The organism is Pseudoxanthomonas gei (assembly GCF_010119615.1).
Taxonomy (GTDB): domain Bacteria; phylum Pseudomonadota; class Gammaproteobacteria; order Xanthomonadales; family Xanthomonadaceae; genus Pseudoxanthomonas_A; species Pseudoxanthomonas_A gei.
The window spans coordinates 72,381-92,113 of record NZ_QOVG01000008.1 but is presented as its reverse complement, the minus strand read 5'-3'; the positions used below and the strand labels follow the sequence as shown (position 1 = coordinate 92,113).

18 protein-coding genes are annotated in these 19,733 nt (G+C 65.8%); 4 read left to right on the top strand and 14 right to left on the bottom strand.

From position 1 onward, the window contains the following. Nucleotides 1-4: 4 nt before the first annotated feature. From secD to DT603_RS12355, 6 genes are all read right to left on the bottom strand, one after another. Nucleotides 5-1,894 (bottom strand): protein translocase subunit SecD, encoded by a 1,890-nt coding sequence (secD, locus tag DT603_RS12380; RefSeq protein WP_162350198.1) that lies wholly within the window; start codon nt 1,892-1,894, stop codon nt 5-7. Between the two features lie 111 nt (nt 1,895-2,005). Beyond that, nucleotides 2,006-2,353, bottom strand: a complete 348-nt coding sequence (yajC, locus tag DT603_RS12375; protein WP_162350197.1) for a preprotein translocase subunit YajC — start codon at nt 2,351-2,353, stop codon at nt 2,006-2,008. Between the two features lie 90 nt (nt 2,354-2,443). Then, nucleotides 2,444-3,571 carry a tRNA guanosine(34) transglycosylase Tgt gene (gene tgt, locus DT603_RS12370; protein ID WP_162350196.1) on the bottom strand — a complete coding sequence of 376 codons (1,128 nt, stop codon included), beginning with the start codon at nt 3,569-3,571 and terminating at the stop codon, nt 2,444-2,446. A 91-nt stretch (nt 3,572-3,662) separates the two neighbouring features. Further along, nucleotides 3,663-4,712 carry a tRNA preQ1(34) S-adenosylmethionine ribosyltransferase-isomerase QueA gene (queA, locus tag DT603_RS12365; protein ID WP_162350195.1) on the bottom strand — a complete coding sequence of 350 codons (1,050 nt, stop codon included), beginning with the start codon at nt 4,710-4,712 and terminating at the stop codon, nt 3,663-3,665. 51 nt (nt 4,713-4,763) lie between these two features. Then, entirely contained in the window at nt 4,764-5,774 is a 1,011-nt protein-coding gene (locus tag DT603_RS12360) for an isopenicillin N synthase family dioxygenase (RefSeq protein ID WP_162350194.1), read from the bottom strand. A gap of 17 nt (nt 5,775-5,791) precedes the next feature. Further along, nucleotides 5,792-6,223 carry an Lrp/AsnC family transcriptional regulator gene (locus tag DT603_RS12355; RefSeq protein WP_162350193.1) on the bottom strand — a complete coding sequence of 144 codons (432 nt, stop codon included), beginning with the start codon at nt 6,221-6,223 and terminating at the stop codon, nt 5,792-5,794. Between the two features lie 122 nt (nt 6,224-6,345). On the opposite strand from DT603_RS12355, the gene DT603_RS12350 reads away from it, so the two are divergent. After that, nucleotides 6,346-7,842, top strand: a complete 1,497-nt coding sequence (locus DT603_RS12350) for an aminotransferase class III-fold pyridoxal phosphate-dependent enzyme (RefSeq protein WP_162350192.1) — start codon at nt 6,346-6,348, stop codon at nt 7,840-7,842. Between the two features lie 100 nt (nt 7,843-7,942). On the opposite strand, the gene DT603_RS12345 is transcribed toward DT603_RS12350, so the two are convergent. Then, on the bottom strand, nt 7,943-9,073 hold the full coding sequence (locus tag DT603_RS12345; protein WP_162350191.1) for a phytase: 1,131 nt from the start codon (nt 9,071-9,073) through the stop codon (nt 7,943-7,945). A 181-nt stretch (nt 9,074-9,254) separates the two neighbouring features. Here DT603_RS12345 and DT603_RS12340 point away from each other — a divergent pair, with 181 nt between their 5' ends. Together DT603_RS12340 and upp are read left to right on the top strand one after the other, a co-directional pair. Next, a complete protein-coding gene (locus DT603_RS12340) occupies nt 9,255-11,582 on the top strand; it encodes a TonB-dependent receptor plug domain-containing protein (protein ID WP_162350190.1) in 2,328 nt (775 codons plus the stop codon). A gap of 110 nt (nt 11,583-11,692) precedes the next feature. Next, nucleotides 11,693-12,325 (top strand): uracil phosphoribosyltransferase, encoded by a 633-nt coding sequence (upp, locus tag DT603_RS12335; RefSeq protein WP_162350189.1) that lies wholly within the window; start codon nt 11,693-11,695, stop codon nt 12,323-12,325. A 242-nt stretch (nt 12,326-12,567) separates the two neighbouring features. On the opposite strand, the gene DT603_RS12330 is transcribed toward upp, so the two are convergent. The 7 genes from DT603_RS12330 to rsmD all read right to left on the bottom strand — a co-directional run bounded on the left by DT603_RS12330 (nt 12,568) and on the right by rsmD (nt 18,395). Beyond that, nucleotides 12,568-13,458: an MBL fold metallo-hydrolase gene (locus tag DT603_RS12330; protein ID WP_162350188.1), complete on the bottom strand. Its 891-nt coding sequence runs from the start codon at nt 13,456-13,458 to the stop codon at nt 12,568-12,570. Between the two features lie 61 nt (nt 13,459-13,519). Next, a complete protein-coding gene (locus DT603_RS12325) occupies nt 13,520-14,161 on the bottom strand; it encodes a hypothetical protein (RefSeq protein ID WP_162350187.1) in 642 nt (213 codons plus the stop codon). Between the two features lie 7 nt (nt 14,162-14,168). Next, nucleotides 14,169-15,959 (bottom strand): gamma-glutamyltransferase, encoded by a 1,791-nt coding sequence (gene ggt / locus DT603_RS12320; RefSeq protein ID WP_425500976.1) that lies wholly within the window; start codon nt 15,957-15,959, stop codon nt 14,169-14,171. Between the two features lie 2 nt (nt 15,960-15,961). Continuing rightward, nucleotides 15,962-16,216, bottom strand: a complete 255-nt coding sequence (locus DT603_RS12315; RefSeq protein ID WP_162350185.1) for a YfhL family 4Fe-4S dicluster ferredoxin — start codon at nt 16,214-16,216, stop codon at nt 15,962-15,964. A 506-nt stretch (nt 16,217-16,722) separates the two neighbouring features. Beyond that, on the bottom strand, nt 16,723-17,211 hold the full coding sequence (locus DT603_RS12310) for a hypothetical protein (RefSeq protein ID WP_162350184.1): 489 nt from the start codon (nt 17,209-17,211) through the stop codon (nt 16,723-16,725). A gap of 48 nt (nt 17,212-17,259) precedes the next feature. Beyond that, a complete protein-coding gene (coaD, locus tag DT603_RS12305) occupies nt 17,260-17,766 on the bottom strand; it encodes a pantetheine-phosphate adenylyltransferase (protein WP_162350183.1) in 507 nt (168 codons plus the stop codon). Beyond that, complete coding sequence (rsmD, locus tag DT603_RS12300; RefSeq protein ID WP_162350182.1) at nt 17,763-18,395, bottom strand: 16S rRNA (guanine(966)-N(2))-methyltransferase RsmD; 633 nt, start codon at nt 18,393-18,395, stop codon at nt 17,763-17,765. Before rsmD ends, coaD begins: the two co-directional genes overlap by 4 nt. A gap of 47 nt (nt 18,396-18,442) precedes the next feature. On the opposite strand from rsmD, the gene ftsY reads away from it, so the two are divergent. Continuing rightward, a complete protein-coding gene (ftsY, locus tag DT603_RS12295) occupies nt 18,443-19,717 on the top strand; it encodes a signal recognition particle-docking protein FtsY (RefSeq protein WP_162350181.1) in 1,275 nt (424 codons plus the stop codon). Nucleotides 19,718-19,733 lie beyond the last annotated feature (16 nt).

Sequence of the window (19,733 nt, the reverse complement as noted above, 5' to 3'; positions counted from 1 at the left end):
CCCGTCAGATGGCCAGCGACTTGAGCTTGCGGCGGCCGCCGTAGATCAGCGTGGCGATGCCACGCGATACGGTCACGGCGGTGAAGACCGAGGTCAGGATGCCCACGATCATGGTGATGGCGAAGCCCTTCAGCGGCCCGGTGCCGAACGCATACAAGGCAACGCCGGCCAGCAGCGCGGTCATGTTGGAATCGAAGATCGTGCCCGACGCCTTGTCATAGCCAGTGGCGATGGCCGCCTGTGGCGGTACCCCCGCGCGAAGTTCCTCGCGTATTCGTTCGTTGATCAGGACGTTGGCGTCGACCGACATGCCGATGGACAGGGCCAGGCCGGCGAAGCCAGGCAAGGTCATGGTGGCCCCGAACAGCGACATCACCGCCACCACCATCAGCAGGTTCAGCAACAGCGCCATGCAGGTGATCAGGCCGAACATGCGGTAATAGACCAGGAAGAACGCCAGCGCGAACAGGAACGAGAAGGCCACGGCCTTGGTACCACGGGCCACGTTCTCGGCACCCAGGCTGGGGCCAACCACGCGCTCTTCGATGAAGTCCATGGGCGCCGCCAGCGAACCGGCCCGCAGCAGCTTGGCCAGGTTCTCGGCCTCGGTCTTCTCCAGGCCGGTGGTCTGGAAATTCTTGCCGAACACACCGGCGATGCGGGTCGGTGACAGCGCTTCCTCGCTGACCCGGGTGGAGCGCACTTCCTTGCCATCGACGATGGTGACCTGCGGAATGCGCTCGATGTAGACCACCGACATCAGCTTGCCGACGTTGGCGCTGGTAAAGTCGAACATGCGCTGGCCGGCGGCCGCGTTGAGGGTGATATCGACCGCGGGGGATCCGTTCTGGTCGGTACCGACGCTGGCCGTGACCATCTGGTCGCCAGACGCCAGCACGCGCTTGCTCAGCAGCACGGGGGCCGGCTTGCCGTCGGGGCCGGCCGAGTCACGCAGGTAATAGACGCGCGCCTCGGGCGGCACATTGCCGCTGGCCAGCGCGTCCTGCGCATTGCCGTCGATGACCGAGTGGAATTCCAGGGTCGCGGTGGCACCGATCAGGCGCTTGGCGGCGGCGGTGTCCTGCACGCCCGGCAACTGCACGACCACGCGGTCCTCGCCCTGGCGCTGGATGATCGGCTCGGCCACGCCCAGTTCGTTGACGCGGTTGCGCAGGGTGGCGATGTTCTGTTCGATGGCATCGCCGGAAATCTGCTGCAGCTCGCTCTCCGGCAGGTTGACGATGATGCGGTTGCCCTGGACCAGGTAGGTCAGGCCAGAAGCGGCAACGCCCGCGGCGCCGGCGGCGGCCTGTCCGGCCAGGGCCTGGCGCGCTTTCTCGCCATCCTTGGCATCGACCAGGGTCACCACCATGCTGTTGTCGGGGCGACGCTCCACCGATTCATAGCGCACGCGCTTGTCGCGAAGGGTGACGCGCATGTCTTCCGCATAAGCATCCACGCGCTTGTCCAGGGCCGCCTTCTGGTCCACCTGCATGACGAAATGCACGCCGCCCTGCAGATCCAGGCCGCGCACCATGGGCTTGGCGCCGTAGTTGCCCATCCAGTCGGGGACGGTGGAAGCCAGGTTCAGGGCCACCGTGTAGTCCTCGCCCAGGTCCGTGCGCAGCGCGTCGTTGGCCTTGGTCTGGGCATCCAGGCTGGGCATGCGCACCAGCAGGCTGTCCTTCTCCTTGTCCAGCGACTTGGCGGACACGCCCGCCTGCTTCAGCGAGGCCTGCACGCGCTGGTTCAAGGCTTCGTCCAGCGCAAAGCCCCGGTTGGGCGTGATCTGCACCGACGGATCGGAGGGATAGATGTTGGGCAGCGTGTAAAGCACGCTCAACAGCACGACCAGCAGGATGACGACGTATTTCCAGCGCGGGAATTCAAGCATCGGAGAGTTCCAGAGAGAACGTAACCCGGAAGGCGCGCGGCGCCGACGGGGATTTGGCCACGGCCCCGGGTCCGGCCGACGTGCGGCTGGACCCGACAGACCCCGGCGTGGTCAGGCGGACTTGAGCGTGCCCTTGGGCAGCACGTTGCCGACGGCGGCTTTCTGCACGCGTACGCGCACGTTGTCGGCCACTTCCACGGTGATGAAGTTGTCGCCGATGTCGGTCACGGTGCCGGCGATACCACCGGAGGTGATGACTTCGTCGCCCTTGGACAGCTTGTCCAGCATGCCCTTGTGCTCCTTGGCGCGCTTCATCTGCGGGCGGATCATCAGGAAATACATCACCGCGATCAGGATGATCGGGAACAACAGGGTCATGCCACCGCCGAACGGACCAGCGGGCGCGGCGCCTGCGGCCTGGGCGTGGGCGGCGGGGATCAGGAAATCGAGCAGGTTCATCAGGTCATCCAGTAAGGCCGAAAACAGCCGGGAATTATGCCATGGGGGCGGCCCTGCGTCCCCGCAGGCCGGGAAACGACCCGCAAACCCTCAGGAAACGGCCCGTGTGGCGTAAAAAGACCGTCTGAACTGCTCGAAGGTTCCCTCCTCGATCGCCGCGCGCATCCCCGCCATCAGCTGCTGGTAGTACCAGAGGTTGTGCAGTGTGCCCAGCATCGGGGACAGCATCTCGTTGCATTTGTCCAGGTGGCGCAGGTAGGACCGGGTGAAGCCGTTGCGGCAGGCATAGCAGCCGCACCCCGGCTCGATGGGGTCCAGGTCGTGTTCGTAGCGGGCGTTGCGGATGCGCACGGTGCCGGTAGACGTGAAGTAATGGCCGTTGCGGGCGTTGCGGGTGGGCATGACGCAATCGAACATGTCGACCCCGCGCGCCACTGCCTCCACCAGGTCCTCGGGCCGGCCCACGCCCATCAGGTAGCGCGGCCGGTCGGGCGGCAGCTGCGGACAGGTGTGCTCGAGCATTGCGTTGCGCTCGTCCTCGGTCTCGCCGACCGCCAGGCCGCCGATCGCGTAGCCGTCGAAGCCGATCGCCTTCAGGCCATCGGCCGAGCGTGAGCGCAGCTCGTGGTGCACGCCGCCCTGGACGATGCCGAACAGGGCGGCGTCGTTGCCTTGGTGTGCAAGTTTGGAGCGTGCGGCCCAGCGCAGCGACAGCTCCATGGAGCGCTCGATCACGCGCGGGTCCACCGGCTTGCCGTCGACGTTCACCGGCGGGCACTCGTCGAAGATCATCACGATGTCCGAATCCAGCACCTTCTGGATATGCATGCTTTCCTCGGGGCCCAGGAACACCTTGCTGCCGTCGAACGGCGAATTGAAGGTCACGCCCTGTTCGGTGATCTTGCGCTGGTGGGCCAGCGAGAACACCTGGAAGCCGCCCGAGTCGGTGAGGATGGGCTTGTCCCAGCGTGCGAAGCCGTGCAGCCCCCCGTGCTTTTCAATGACCTCCAGGCCCGGGCGCAGGTACAGGTGGAAGGTGTTGCCGAGGATGATCTCGGCGCCCAGCTCCTTGATGTGCTCGGGGAGTATTCCCTTCACCGAACCATAGGTACCCACCGGCATGAATGCCGGCGTTTCCACCGTGCCGCGCGGAAAGGTCAGGCGGCCGCGACGCGGGGTGCCGTCGGTGGCCATTAGTTCGAAGGACATGCGGCTCATGCGACGATCTGCTCTTGTGGGAGGGGCTTCAGCCCGGACAGGACCATGGACGCAGCAGTCGGGGCTGAAACCCCTCCCACAGGAACGCCGCTCATTCCGCACTCTCCGGGAACAGCAACATCGCATCACCATAGGAAAAGAACCGGTACTTCTCGCGTACCGCGTGTTCGTACGCGGCGAAGATGCGCGACTTGCCGGTGAACGCCGAAACCAGCATCAGCAGCGTGCTTTCCGGCAGGTGGAAGTTGGTCAGCATCGCGTCCACGCTGCGGATGCGGTAGCCGGGGAAGATGAAGATGCGGGTCTCGCCCGCGAACGGCTGCAACTCGCCCTCGCCCGCTTCATTCCGGCGCATGGCCGACTCCAGCGCGCGCACCACCGTGGTGCCCACGGCGATGACGCGCCCGCCGCATGCACGCGTCGCCCGTACCTGCTCGACCAGTGCGGCGCCCACGTTCAACCATTCGCTGTGCATGCGGTGTTCGCGCACATCGTCCACGCGTACCGGTTGGAAAGTGCCGGCCCCCACGTGCAGGGTGACGTGGCCGAATTCGATCCCCTTGGCGCGCAGGCTTGCAAGCAATGCGTCGTCGAAATGCAGGCCGGCGGTAGGCGCGGCCACCGCGCCGAGTTCGCGCGCGAACACGGTCTGGTAGCGCTCGTCGTCATCGGCACCCGGCTCGCGATGGATGTACGGCGGCAGTGGCAGGCGCCCTGCCCTCAGCAGCCAGCTTTCCAGCGCGTCGCCCACATGGAAACGCAGCTGGTAGAACTCGCCATCGCGGCCCAGCACCTCGGCTTCGCCACCCGGGTCCAGGGCGATGCGGCTGCCCGCTTTCGGCGACTTGCTGGCCCCGACCTGGGCCCGCGCGCAGTTGTCGGGCAACAGTCGCTCGATCAGGATTTCCACGCGACCGCCGCTCTCTTTCTGGCCGAAGATGCGCGCCGGGATCACCCGGGTGTCGTTGAACACCAGCAGGTCGCCGGCCTGCAGCCACTCGGGCAGGTCGCGCACGTGGCGGTCGACGAATGGGGCATCCCCCGGCGGCACCACCAGCAGGCGACTGGCCGAACGCTCCGGCAGGGGTGCCTGCGCAATCAGGTCCTCGGGCAGGTCGAAATGGAAGTCGGATTTCTTCATCGTTCGGGGCATTACGGGGCCGCGCATTGTAGCCGCCTCGCCGCGGGTGCCTCAGTCCAATGCGCCAAGCAACTGCGGGAAGACCTTGCCCACCTTGCCCAGCAGGTAGTCGCCGTAGGTGCCCTGGAAAGGTGCCAGCACGCTGGCTCCATCCCAGCGGTCGGCGCGGTCCGCGGCCACCTGCGCCGCATCGACCAGGGCACCGGCAGGCAGCGGCGTCACCACTGAACTGAACTGCGGATCGAAGAAAAGCGGGAAGGAAAAGCGCTCGCGCCCGCTGCGGTTGAGCACCCGGTGCGGAGTGGAGCGATACAGCCCGCCGGTCAGGCGATCGAGCATGTCACCGATGTTGCATACCAGGGTGCCGGGCAGCGGCGGCGCTTCCAGCCACCCTTCACGCGTGCGCACCTGCAGCCCGGCCACCTCGTCCTGCAGCAGCAACGTCAGCAGCCCGTAATCGGTATGTTCGCCCACCCCCCACTGTGACTCGGCCGCCGGCTGCGCCGGGTAGCGGAAAATGCGGAAAAGCACCGTCGGATCGGCGGTGTAATGGCGCCGGAACCAGTCCTGCTCCAGGCCGAGGCTCAGCGCCATCCCGGCCAGCACCGCCTGCGCCGCACGTGATGCCGCCGCCATGTAGCCCAGCACCGCATGCTGCAGTGCCGGCACCTGGCCCGGCCACAGGTTGGCGCCGTGCAGCGGCCAGCCGGCCTGCACGCGCGGATCATCGGCGCCCAGTTCGCTGCCCAGGTACAGGCCTTCCTTGAGGTCCGGACGGCCGCTGGTCAACTCGCCGCCGACGGGAAAATAGCCACGCCAGGCGCGGCCGCCGTGGACCATGGCGATGCGCATCTTTTCCGCAAGCGGCAAAGCGAAGAATGCGGAAGAGGCTTCGCCCAGGTTCGATTGCAGTGCCTGGTCGATGCCGTGGCCGCTGATATAGAAGAAGCCATACGTGCGGCAGGCTTCACCGAGGCGTCCGGCCACCTGCCGGCATTGCCCGGCATCGTGCGCCTGCAACAGCGGGGCAATGTCGATGACCGGCAGGCTGGCTTGCGACATTACGGGAGCCGGCCGCTTCAGCGCTCGAGCTTGGTGGACAGGATGATCGAAGTGGCCGTGCGCTCGACCCCTTCGACCGCGCCGATTCGGTCGGTAAGCAGGTCCAACGCGCTGACCGAGGACACGACGCTGATGGCGATCAGGTCGTAGACCCCACTCACCGAATGCAGCGCTCGCAGCTCGGGCATCGCGCGCAGCGCATTGGTGACCGAAACCGTCTGCTTGGGATGCACGCTGATCATGATGTGGGCGCGGATGTGGCCGCGCTCGTACTCCTCGTCGATCCGCACCGTATAGCCGCTGATGACCCCTTCCCGCTCAAGCCGCTCGATCCGGCTCTGCACCGTGGTCCGCGACAGGTCCAGGCGCCGGGCGATCTGCGCCGTGGAGGCGCGCGCATTCTCACGCAGCAGGGACAGCAGTTGTTCGTCGGTCGCGTTGAGCTTCATTTGCCGTGGCTGTTTCGTCTATTCGACGAAAATTAGGACAAAAGCGCGCAAATCACAACTGTTAAGTGACGAAATTATCCAGATAATAGGTGGATTGTCCTGGCACGCGGGAGCGAACATCCATGAACCTCATCGAAAAACTGGCGCCCCTGCGCGCCCATTCCGGCAAACGCCTGACCACTGGGCTGGACGACGCCACCCTGCTGCGCCTGGCCGCCTCGCATCCTGACCTGGAAGCGGCCGTAGCGGCCGCCGCTGCCGAACATGCGGCGCTGGACGAGGAATTTTCCGACCTGTTCGCGATGGACGAGGACGCGCAGCTGCGCGTGGTGCAGGCCGGCTACATCAACTTCTACGCCGACGACGCCATCAATCCGTATGTCGCCCTCGCCGCCCGCGGCCCGTGGGTGGTCACCCTCAACGGCGCGGTGCTGTACGACGCCGGCGGCTACGGCATGATCGGTTTCGGGCATACCCCCGAAGCGGTGATGGCCGCCATGGCCAGGCCCCAGGTCATGGCCAACATCATGACCCCCAGCCTGTCGCAGCTGCGCTTCGACCGCGCCCTGCGCAAGGAGATCGGCCACACCCGCGGCGGCTGTCCGTTCGCGCGCTTCCTGTGCCTGAACTCGGGTTCCGAATCGGTGGGCCTGGCCGCACGCATCGCCGATATCAACACCAAGCTGCAGACCGACCCGGGCGCGCGCTACGCCGGTCGCGTGGTAAAGCGCGTGGTCGTGAAAGGCAGCTTCCATGGCCGCACCGAACGCCCGGCCCTGTACTCGGATTCCTCGCGCAAGGTCTACCAGCAGTACCTGGCCAGCTACCGCAACGAGGATTCGGTGATCGCCATCGATCCCTACGATGCGGAGGCGTTGAAGAAGGTGTTCGCCGATGCCGACCGCAACGGCTGGTTCGTCGAGGCCGTGTTCCTGGAACCGGTGATGGGCGAAGGCGACCCGGGCCGCTCGTTGCCGCCGGCCTTCTATGCGGTGGCCCGCGAACTGACCCGCAGCCACGGCGGCCTGTTGCTGGTCGATTCCATCCAGGCCGGCCTGCGCGCGCACGGTGTGCTGTCGATTGTCGACTACCCCGGCTTCGAAGGCCTGGATGCGCCGGACATGGAGACCTATTCCAAGGCGCTCAACGCCGCGCAGTACCCGCTGTCGGTGCTGGCGGTCAGCGAGCTCGCCGCCGGCCTCTACCGCAAGGGCGTCTACGGCAACACCATGACCAGCAACCCGCGCGCCCTGGACGTGGCCTGTGCGGTGCTGGAGCTGCTGACCCCGCAGGTGCGCGAGAACATCCGCCAGCGCGGCGCCGAGGCAATCCAGAAACTCGAGAAGCTGAAGTCCGAACTCGGCGGCCTGATCACGGCAGTCCAGGGCACGGGCCTGCTGTTCTCGTGCGAACTGGCTCCGCAGTTCAAGTGCTACGGCGCCGGTTCCACCGAGGAGTGGTTGCGCGAACGCGGCTTGAACGTGATCCACGGCGGCGCCAATTCGCTGCGTTTCACCCCCCACTTCGCCATGACCTCAGACGAACTCGACCTGCTGGTCGGCATGGTCGGACGCGCCCTGCGTGAAGGTCCGCGCGCCGAGCAGGCCGCGGCGGCCTGATCAGCCAACCACCGGACGGAAGACAAAAAGCGGCCCCAGGGCCGCTTTTTTCATCTGGTCCAATTCATTGCCGGCGGCGAAGCTGTCGCCGCCGGCACGTTCAACGTTCGCAGGCCGGCAACTTCAGCGCCGCAGTGATGTCGCGCCAGTCGAATGCAGACAAGGCCACATCCAGGTGGGAGGCGTAGAACACACCTTGCGGGAAGCGCGCATCGCCACGCTCTTCCAGCCACACGCCATCGGTGAGGCCGGTGACGTTGCCCACGAAGGATCCGGCGTGCTCGAGGGTCCTGCGGTCGAACAGGTGGAACACGGTGCGGTCGTCGAACTGGTCGCTGGCCACCCACCAGCCGCTGCCGTCCCTGCAGCGCATCAGCGCAATGCCTTCGGCCTGCGCCCTGTAATTTCCCGCCCCGACGTCGCGGCCCGCGTATTTTCCTTCCAGCGTGTACTCGCGCAGCCGGGTGCCGGTGGAGACGTCTTCCTCGGCGATCAATAGCCGCTGGTTGGCTTCATCGCCGAACACCGATTCGGTGATCCGTATCGCACCGGCTTCACTGGTGTCGCCGAAATGGCCTCGGGGCTGCGCCTTCCACTTGCCATCGGCCTGGCCGACGTCATAGCGGCGGAAACGCCGGTCAAGCGCGGCCAGCGGTGGAATGATGTCGTCGCCGTTGGCGTCTTCGCCAAGGGTGTAGTTGTCGCTGACGATCACCTCATAGCCGTCGCCGAGCTTGCGCACCCACAGGCCATAGGGCTGGGCCAGGTCGGCCTCGGCGAACGCAAGCAGCGGCTGGAAGTCCGGCAGCGCGAACATCTGCACGCGATGATTGTCGCGCTCGACGACGAACGCGTAGCGGTCGTCGATGGTGGCAATGCCGTTGGGACGGTTCAACTGGCCCAGCGCCTTGCCCGCACCACCCACGGTGCGCAGGCGCACGCCGGTATCGCCGTCGTAAACGATGAGCTGGTCGATGGATTTTGCGGTAGCCGCGACCATCAACTTCCCACCCTGCAGCCAGCTGGCCGGCGAATCCACGTTGTCTTCCGGCTGGGCAGTGCTGACCCAGGCTTCCTTCACCACGACATGCGGGATCTGGTCCTGGTAGGTGCTGAAAAGCAGGCTGTCCGCCTTGCCTTTTTCATCGCCTTCCTTTTCATGCGCGACAGGCAGCGTTGCGCATGCGCCCAGCAGCAGCATCGCAGCCAACGCAATGAAACGGATCGTCATGGAATCTTCCCGGAGAGGCATCGAATCGAGCCGCTGGAATATATGGACGAATCATGACGGATTCATTGCGGGCGCCTGTTCGCGAACCCGTCATGTCGCTGCCACAACCGCTGCGTAGAAAAGCCGGCTGAGCCTTCAACACTTCTTGCCTGCCTTCATCCACTCCGGGGATGCAACACAAATGAAAAGAAACGCACTGGCCGCCGGCCTTGCCCGCGCGCTCGCCTGCGCCGCACTCCTGCCCGCAAGCGTCGCCTGGTCCCAGGCAATCGCACCGGACGGTTCGGCCGACGCCGCCGATGCCAAGCAACTCGATACCATAGTGGTGCAGGGTGAGATCGCTTACCGCGACCGCAGCGACGCAATCGCACCCACCCTGTCCTACGACCTCGAATACTTCCAGCGCTTCGAGCCCAACACCGTGGGCGACATGCTCAAGCGCGTGCCCGGCGTGGCCTTCGTCGGCTCCGACATCATGGAATTCGATGGCGCGATGATGCGCGGCATGGCGGCCGGCTATACCCAGGTGCTGATCAACGGCAAGAAGGTGCCTGGCGCCGGCGATGATCGTTCCTTCTGGGTCGACCGGATACCCGCCGAGATGGTCGATCACATCGAAATACTGCGCAGCAACAGCGCCAACCGCAGCGGCGACGCCATCGCCGGCGCCATCAACATCGTCCTGCGCGATGCCTATGCGTTCGACGGCAGTTACCTGCGCGTCGGCGTCAACCGCTGGTTCGACGGCGAAGTGAACCCCACCTTCGGCGCGGTCACCAGCGGTGAAGCACTCGGCGGCCGCATCCTGGCCGGCATCAACATCCAGGACCGCTACCGCGGCAAGCTCAAGCGTTCTGACCGCTTCGCAGACCCGTCGATGGAAGAGCTGGTCAGCTGGGAAGACCAGGCCGAAGTGAAGGACGGGCGCGACTATTCGGCCAACCTTTCCTACACCGCCGACGTCGGCGAAAGCGGGCGGCTCAGCATCGACGGCTTCTACGTCAAGACCGACCGCGACGTGACCGAGGTGTCGCATGAGGTGGAATACGACGACGGGGACGTGATCGAATCACGTGTGCCCGGCCTGAACCCGATCAACCAGAAGAACTGGGGCGTGGGCGCCCAGTACCGGTTCGACATGGCCGGCGGCACCACCGAGTTCGACCTCGACCATGCGCGGTTCGAGGATAACAGCGCGGAAAGCGAGGAAAAGCATGAGTACGTCAATGGCGAATGGGATGCGTCGGAAGCCGAATCCTCCGCGATAAGCGCCAGCGACGCCGAATCCGGCTTCAGGGTCGCGCACAAGCGCCCGGCCGGTGCCGGCGAGCTCGAATTCGGTATCGACTACCGCAGCAAGAAGCGCGACGTCACCTATGCCAACTATGCGTGGGAGGCCGAGCAGGAAGGCGACCCGGTAACCTATGAAGCGGACGGCAGCATCGGCTCGCTGATCGAGGAAACCCGCGTCGATCCCTACGTCATGCTCTCCGGTCGCGGCGAAGTCCTGTCGTGGGAAGCCGGGCTGCGCTACGAAACCACCCGTTCGGATATCCGCTACAGCGAAGACGGCGAAATAGAGGGGTCCGCCAGCAAGGATTACCACATGCTGCTGCCGTCGCTGCACCTGAAGTGGGACCTGACCGACGCCGACCGCATCAGCCTGTCACTGGCCAGGAGCGTCAAGCGTCCGAATTTCAATGAACTGATCCCGGCCGTGCTTGACGGCGAGTACGGCGACAACGACTACGTCGGCAACCCGCGACTCGAACAGGAGACCGCCACTGGCATCGACCTGGGCTTCGAACACCGCCTGGGCAAGCACGGCGTGATTGGCGTGAACTTCTTCTACCGCGACGTCAAGAACCTGATCGAGCTGGTCAATACCGGACAGTGGAGCGAAGACGCGCAGGACAGCTACGAGGACGACCTGGAGGAATTCCTCGACGAAAACCCGGACGCGACCGAGGACGATTTCGAATTCGAGCCCGAAAGCTGGCTGTTTACTTCGGCCAACGTGGGCGATGGCAAGGTCTACGGCGTCGAATTCGATCTGTCCACTCCGCTGACCTCGCTGGGGCTGCCGGATACGGGCGTCTTCCTCAACTATTCGTACCTCGACAGCAAGGTCACCGACTTCATCGGCGAGCGCCGCTTCAACGACCAGGCCCGCAGCGTCTACAACGTCGGGTTCATCCACGACCTGCCTTCGCTGGGCACCAGCTTCGGTGCGACCTACCGCAACCAGGGCGATGCTTTCAGCCGCATCGTGGCCGAGGAAGTGATGGTCAAGTATGGCGACGACCTTGAAGTGTTCGTCGAGAAGCGTTTCGGCAGCAAGGTTTCGGTGCGCCTGACCGCCGCCAACCTGCTGGACGCGTCGAAAGACGAATTCTTCAACAAGTTCGACAACCAGGACGACCAGATCGACCGCGATTTCGACGAGTACGAAGTCGAAAGCGAAGAAGCCGGACCGAGCTACCAGCTGGTGATGCGCTGGGCGTTCTGATTGCGACCCCTCCTGCCGCAGGGGGAGGCCGGCCATGCGCCGGCTTCTTTTTTTGTGGGATCAGCCGCTTTGATGCAGACTTCCCACATCCGCTCAATCCGCAGGCCACCATGAAAATCGTCGAAGTCCGCCACCCGCTGGTGCAGCACAAGATCGGCTTGCTGCGAAACGCCAGCCTCAACACCAGGGATTTCCGCGAGCTGGTCACCGAACTGGGCACGCTGCTGGCCTATGAGGCCACCGCCGACCTGGAACTGACCACCGAAACCATGGCGGGCTGGGCCGGCCCGGTGGAAGTGAACCGGATCGCCGGCGCCAAGATCACCCTCGTGCCGATCCTGCGCGCCGGGCTGGGCATGCTGCCCGGCGTGCTGGCGCTGATCCCCACCGCGCGCGTCAGCGTGGTCGGCCTGCAGCGCGACGAGGAAACCCTGCAACCGGCGCCCTACTTCGAACGCCTGACCGGCCGCCTGGAAGAGCGGGACGCGCTGATCCTGGACCCGATGCTGGCCACCGGCGGCACCCTCATCGCCACCATCGACATGCTCAAGCGCGCCGGCTGCCGGCGCATCCGCGGCATCTTCCTGGTCGCGGCCCCGGAAGGCCTGGCGGCACTCGAAAAAGTCCACCCCGACGTGGAGATCTACACGGCCGCGATCGACGAGCGCCTCAACGAACGCGGCTACATCCTGCCGGGGCTGGGTGATGCGGGGGATCGGATTTTCGGCACGCGCGTGGGGTGATGTTTCACTTCTCCCTCCGGCAGACGACGGATGCAGTACAGCGAGTCAGCGAAGGCCGACCATCAACACCACAGGATATTTCCTTCTCCCTCCGGGAGAAGGTGGCGCGAAGCGACGGATGAGGGTGCGGCGAAGCCAGCGACGTCCGAACCATCAGACCTCACCGCACCCACACCCCAACCCCCAGCCGCTTGAAGCGGCTTTGATACCCGCTGGAGAGGGGCGCTCAAGCTCTCAAAGCTTCAACCGGCCAGCGACCTCGCGTGAAGTTCAGCCACTTCATGCGCTGTGCCGAACCTGCCCTTCCCGTCCCGTGTCACCTGCGCCAGTGCGCACTCCGTGTCATGGGTGAAGAACAGATGCACGTTGCGGGCAAGCTTGTCTTCCAGGAACGCGCGTTTCTCGTCTATCAGCAATTCGGCGTTGCGGTCGTAGCCCATGGTGATGGGCACGTGCACCCAGGAGCGGCCGGGAATGAGGTCGGCGCAGAACACCACGCCGCCATGCGACTGGCCGTCCACCTTTTCCGGGCCCACGATTTCGGCAAGCATCAGACCCGGCGTGTGGCCATCGCTGTAGCTGAAACGCACACTGTCGCCGAGCGTCGTGGAGAACTCACCATCGACGATCTCCAGCCTGCCGCTGGCCTGCAACAAACCCGGCAATTCGGGGATGAAGCTGGCACGGTCGCGCGGATGCGGATGCAGCGCGCGTTGCCAGTGCGCTGCACCGACCAGGTAGGTGGCGTTGGGGAAAAGCAGTTCCGGCGCCTTGCCTTCCGACCATGGCGCAAGCAGTCCGCCGGCATGGTCGAAATGCAGGTGGCTCAACACCACCACATCGACGTCGCCATGCTCGAAGCCGGCCTCGCGCAGTGACTCAAGAAGGACGTGCCGGGTTTCCTGCACGCCGTAGCGTTCGCGCAGCTTGGGTTCGAAGAACGCGCCGATTCCGGTCTCGAACAATACGGTCTTGCCGGCCAGCGGGCTGGCAAGCAGCGCCCGGCATGCCAGCGAAATGCGGTTCCCGGCGTCGGGAGGCGACCACTTCTCCCACATCGCGCGCGGGGCGTTGCCGAACATGGCGCCGCCATCGAGCTTCTGTGAATTGCCGAGCAGGGACCAGAGTTTCATGGGCCGATTATATGCCCGCGCCGGGAGAGAGGAACCATGCATCCGACCTGCCAGGCCGGACTCATTCTTTGCGAGGATTCGCGGAAAAATAGAAGGTGAAGGCACCTTTCCTGTCGTCGTCCGCCTTCACCGCGATCGGCGTCAGGGTGCCGGCGGCCGAAAGCCAGCCCTGGCCGTTGACCAGCGGCGCTTCGGACTTCTTCAGCCAGCCGCCGCGCCAGCCGTGGATGGTGATGGGAATGCGTTTGCCGGGCGGCAATTCCAGGCTGGCGCTGGCGTCGCGGTCCTCGCCCACGACGACGATGTTGCGGCCGCCCTCGGAGGTCATCGAATCCTGCTCGAAAGCAAACAGCGGCTGGCCGTCGGCTTCGATGGAAAAGCGCCAATCCGCGCTGCCCATTGCGCCATCGTGCTGCACGGCGATGCGCTGCAGCCGGAGCTGCAATTCCTGTGGTGCCGCGGGCAGCTCAGGCTTGCTCTCCACCGGCCTGACCGTGGCCACGATGGCCGGCGGCGTAGCGGCATCGTCCTTCAGGTCATTGCGGATGTTCACGTAGACCGTGGTCAATGCCGCAACCAGCGCCGCTGCGCCGGTGAGGATCGCAGGCAGGTGGGTGATGACCGGTTTCTTCTCGTTGTCAGCCACGCGGGGCTCCTGCCAATGGGTGGAGAGATCGATGCGGATTCTATCCGCGATCGCCATGCGGCAATCAGGGGCTTGCCTGCTCCACCACCCGGGCTTCGGCAACCGGATTGCGCGGATCGCTTCCGCCCGACAGCGTGCCGGCCTTGCGATCCCACATCACCGTCTGCAGGCTGCCCCATACATGGCTGGAGCCGCGCCCGCCGGCAGCGGTGTCGCCGGGCAGGTCGACCTCGTGGCCCATGGCCTTCAATGCATCGGCCACCTGGGTGGAGAAAGCGCCGCTCTCGGCCGAAATGACATCGGGCAGCCACTGGTGGTGGTAGCGCGGCAACGCGGAGACCTGCTGAGGCGACAGGCCCGCGTCATAGCCCAGGATGCCCAGCAGGACCATGGTGATGATGCGGCTGCCGCCGGGCGTGCCCAGCACGACGACGCGGTCCGGCGACTCCATGAAGGTCGGCGTCATCGAACTGAGCATGCGCTTGCCCGCTTTCGGTGCGTTGGCCTCGTAGCCCATCACCCCGAACGCATTGGGAGTGCCTGGCTTCAGCGCGAAGTCGTCCATCTCGTTGTTGAGCAGCACGCCGGTGCCGGCCGGAATCAGGCCCGAACCGTACAGCAGGTTCACTGTCTGGGTGGCGCCCACGCGATTGCCTTGCGCATCGATGATCGAGAAGTGCGTGGTCTCGTCGTCTTCCAGTGGCGTCGGCTTGCCCGACAGCAGGTCGCTGGGGGTGGCCTTGTCCGGGTGGATGGTGGCGCGCAGGCCCTGGGCGTAATCGCGACTGGCCAGCACGGCCAGCGGCATGTCCACGAAGTCGGGATCGCCGAGGAAGAAGGTGCGGTCGCGATAAGCGCGGCGCATCGCCTCGACCACCAGGTGGATGCGGTGCGCTTCGTCGAGCTCCTCCAGCTTCCACGGTTCCAGGATCTGCAGCATCTCCACCAGGGCAATGCCGCCGGAAGACGGCGGCGGTGCGGTGGTGATCTTCCAGCCGTGGTAGTCGAAGCTCAGCGGCGTGCGCTGCTTGACCCGGTAGCCGGCGAGTTCTTCGGCGGTCCAGCGGCCCCCGGCCTGCTTGACGCCCTTGAGCAGCTTGCGCGCGGTTTCACCGCGGTAGAAGCCGTCGAACCCCTTCGATGCCAGCAACTCCAGCGTATGCGCCAGTTCGGGTTGGCGGAAGATGTCGCCTTCGGCGATCGGCTTGCCGTTGCGCAGGTAGACCGCGCGCGTGCCGGGATAGCGCTCCATCACTTCGCGGCGCGACTGGTAACCCTTGGCCATGCGCGCATAAACGGGAAATCCGTCCCTGGCGATGCGGATCGAGGGCGCCAGCGATTGCGCCAGCGGCAGGCGGCCGTGCTTGCCCGCCAGTTCGACCAGTGCCGCCGGCAGGCCGGGAATGCCGGCCGACCAGGGTCCGTTCACCGAACGGTCGCGGTCCAGTTCACCGTTCTTGTCGAGGAAGGCCGCCGGGGTCGCGGACTCGGGCGCGTACTCGCGCGCATCCAGCATCACGTCCTTGCCGGTGCGGGCATCATGCAGCAGGAAGAAACCACCGCCGCCCAGGCCGGAGCTGATCGGTTCGACCACCGACAAGGTGGAGGACACCGCGACGGCCGCATCGAAGGCGTTGCCGCCTTCGGCCAGGATCTGCAGGCCGGCTTCGGTGGCCAGTCTGTGGCCCGAGGAAATGACAGCGCCAGGCGGCGTTGCAGCCACCGTGGCCGCCTCGGTCCGCGCCGGCGGAGCCAGCGCCAGAGCGAACTCCGGCGCCAGCGAAAGCAGCAGGGCCAGTAATGCCGGGACAACGAGGAAACGGCGGTGGTTGATGCGGGAGGAAAACAGATGCAGCGTCATGCCTGTTCCTGTTGTAGCCGGCGCAGCTTGGCCAGCAGGTCCTGCTCACTTTCAGGATGCGCCGGGTCCGGGTCGATGCACTCGACCGGGCAGACCACCACGCATTGCGGCTCGTCGTAATGGCCGACGCATTCGGTGCAGCGCGCCGGATCGATGACGTAGATGGTCTCGCCCATGGCGATGGCCTGGTTGGGACAGGCCGGCTCGCAGACGTCGCAGTTGACGCAGAGTTCGTTGATCTTCAGCGACATGCGCTGATTTTAGCGGGGTTGGCGCGGGAAAGGCGGTCCGGCAAGGAAATCGGCTTCAAGCGTTCCATGCATAGGCACAATCCAGGAAGCAACGACATGCGGCTTTTGCGCGGGGGATAACCCTTCAGCAAGGGCGTGGCCGCCTGGCGGCCACATTTGGAGTCAAAGCAGAAGCACTGGACGACCAGCCATGCGGCTGTTGAGAGCCCCGCCTTGGCGGGGATGACCTTCGGCAAAGGCGTGGCCGCGTTGCGGCCACTGTTCAGTCAGAATCAACCGCTGGATCCCCGCCTTCGCGGAGATGACCTTCGGCAAAGGCGTGGCCGCGTTGCGGCCACTGTTCAGTCAGAATCAACCGCTAGATCCCCGCCTTCGCGGGGATGACCTTCGGCAAAGGCGTGGCCGCGTTGCGGCCACTGTTCAGTCAGAATCAACCGCTGGATCCCCGCCTTCGCGGGGATGACCTTCGGCAAAGGCGTGGCCGCGTTGCGGCCACGCGCCGAAGGTCACTTTGCTTCGATGAAGACGTAGTCGGCGCCGGTGGGCGCGACTGCGGCCTTGACGCGCTCGCCGTCGGCGGGCTTGCCGATGAAAAGGATCTTGACCTTCTTCATGGTGTCGGCCGGCACGCCGGCGAAGGAAGCGATGGCGATGTCGGCCATGCGCGCCGACTCGGGCGAACCGTAGGCGATCAGGTTGCCGCCGACGATGCCGCGGGCGATGGCGTTCTTGGCCTGTTCCAGCTGCGCGGTGTACTTGTCCTCGAAGTCAGGATCGGTCGCCGCCGGCAGGTAGTAAAGGAACGGATTGTTGGTGATTTCACCCATGTTGCGGGCGACCACGTCCTGCAGGTAGGCCTTCCAGGCGGCATCGTCGCCGGAAGCCGGCGCGGTGAGCGGCGCGGCCTCGACGGGCGCGGCGACTTCCTGCTTCTTGCACGCGGCGAACGTCAATACCAGGCAGGCAGCGAGCAGCATTCGTGTAGCGATCTTCATGGTGTCTTCCCCTCTAGATAAGTCATTGGTGAATGGTACGGCATCGAATCAGCCAGCAGCTTTCAACTGCCATTGCTCCTGCAGCGCCACGGCCACGGCCAGCGGCACGAAGCCCGAGACGTCCCCGCCCAGGCGCGAGATTTCGCGCACCAGCGAGGAGGAAATGAATCCGTACTGCTCTGCAGGCGTCAGGAACAGCGTTTCCACCTCGGGAATCAGATGGCGGTTCATGCTGGCCAGCTGGAACTCGTACTCGAAGTCCGACACCGCGCGCAGCCCGCGCAGCAGTACGCCACCGCCCACTTCCTGGACGAAATGTGCCAGCAGCGAATTGAACCCGCGCACTTCCACGTGCGGGTGGTGGGCAACGGCCTGGCGGGCCAGCTGCACGCGCAGCTCCAGCGGCAGGGTCGGTCCCTTGCCCGGACTCTCGGCGATGCCGATGATCAGGCGTTCGAACAGGGGCGCGGCGCGATCGATGAGGTCGACGTGACCGTTGGTGATGGGGTCGAACGTGCCGGGATAAACCGCGATGCGGGTGCGTGCCACAGTCATTCTGGAACCGCCACGGAAACGTTGCGGGCGAGTGTATCAGCGCCGCGCGGTTCGGGTGCACGGTACAGGGCAAACCGCACTTCGCGGGTGCGCCCCTCGCGATGCAGCGACCATCCGGGTGGCAGCACCGGTACGTTGTGGTTCGGCGACTCGAGGTACAGCCAGGCGCCCGGCGCAAGCCTGGGCAGCAGGGCGGCCAGCGACGCCTGCCACAGGTCCGCGTCGAAAGGCGGATCGACGAAGGCCAGGTCGAACTGCTCGCCGCTGTGGCGTGCCAGCCAGGCCAGCGCATCGCCATGCACCACCTGCACCGCGTCGTCGGCGGCAAGGCGCCGCACGACCTCGCGCAACGAGTGCACCAGGGCCGCGTCCCGTTCCAGCAACACCGCATGGGCGGCACCACGCGACACCGACTCCAGCCCAAGCGCGCCGGTACCGGCGAACACGTCAATCACCCGCGCCCCAGGCAATAACGGCGACAGCCAGTTGAACAGGGTCTCGCGCACGCGGTCGCTGCTGGGTCGCAGGCCCGGACTGGCCGGGACCGACAGGCGTGTATTGCGCCAGCGGCCGCCGATGATGCGGATCCTCGCGGCGTCGCCGCGCGGGGGTGGTTTCATCGGGGCCATCGGGGTGCCGGTGCTAGCATGTGCCCATTCTCCGATATCCACGAGCAATGGTCAGTTTTTTCCGTCGCAAGAAGCCTTCCCCCGGTCCCGAGACCACGCCAGAGAACGACGCCAGGCGTCGCTACAGCGTGGAAGAGATGGCGGCCGCGTTCCCCGACTCACATGCCCAGGCGCCTGCCGGGGAGGACGCGCCCGCAGTCCTTCAGCCAGAACCGGCTGCTGCCGCACTCCCGCCGTTCGAGCCAGCCGTCGAGCCTGTCTTCGAGACGCCGGCGCCCATCCGCGTCGATGTGCCGGTCCTCGTCTCCGTCCCGGTACCAACACCTTCAACTGCACCTGCACCCGCCGCTGCAGCCGCGACCCACGTACCGCTGGAAGCCGAGCGCCCCGCGCCGGCCACCGCCGGCAAGACCGGCTGGCGCGAGCGCCTGCGCGGCACCGGTTTCGCGCGTGGCCTGGGCGGCCTGTTCTCGCGCAACCCCAAGCTCGATGACGACCTGCTGGATGAGATCGAGACCGCGCTGATCACTGCCGACGTCGGCGTGCCCGCCACCAGCGCACTGGTCGAAGGCCTGCGCAAGCGCATGAAGGCGCGCGAGTTCGCTGACGCGCAGGCATTGCTGAAGGCCTTGCGCGCGGAGTTGATCGCGCTGCTGGCGCCGGTGGCAATTCCCTTGCAGATCGATGCCTCGCGCAAGCCTTTCGTGGTGCTGACCGTCGGCGTCAATGGCGTGGGCAAGACCACCACCATCGGCAAGCTGGCGCGGCGCTTCAAGGAACAGGGCCACGGCCTGATGCTGGCCGCCGGCGACACCTTCCGTGCCGCTGCCGTCGCCCAGCTGCAGGCCTGGGGCGATCGCAACGGCGTGCCGGTGATCGCCCAGGGCCAGGATGCAGATGCCGCCTCGGTTGCCTTCGACGCCCTGCAGGCAGCGCGGGCGCGCGGCATCGACGTGCTGATCGCCGATACCGCCGGGCGCCTGCATACCCAGCAGGGACTGATGGCCGAACTGGGCAAGATCCGCCGCGTGCTGGGCAAGCTGGACCCCGATGCGCCGCATGAAGTGCTGATGGTCATCGACGGCACCACCGGCCAGAACGCGTTGTCGCAGTTGCGCCAGTTCCACGCGGCCGTCGGCGTCACCGGCCTGGTGGTGACCAAGCTGGATGGCACCGCCAAGGGCGGCGTGGTGTTCGCACTGGCCCGCGAGTTCGGCATCCCCATCCGCTACGCGGGCATCGGCGAGCGCTCCGAAGACCTGCGGGTGTTCGATGCCGAAGCCTTCGTCGACGCCCTGCTTCCCGACGCACTGGGCGCGTGACCGGCAACGGATTCCG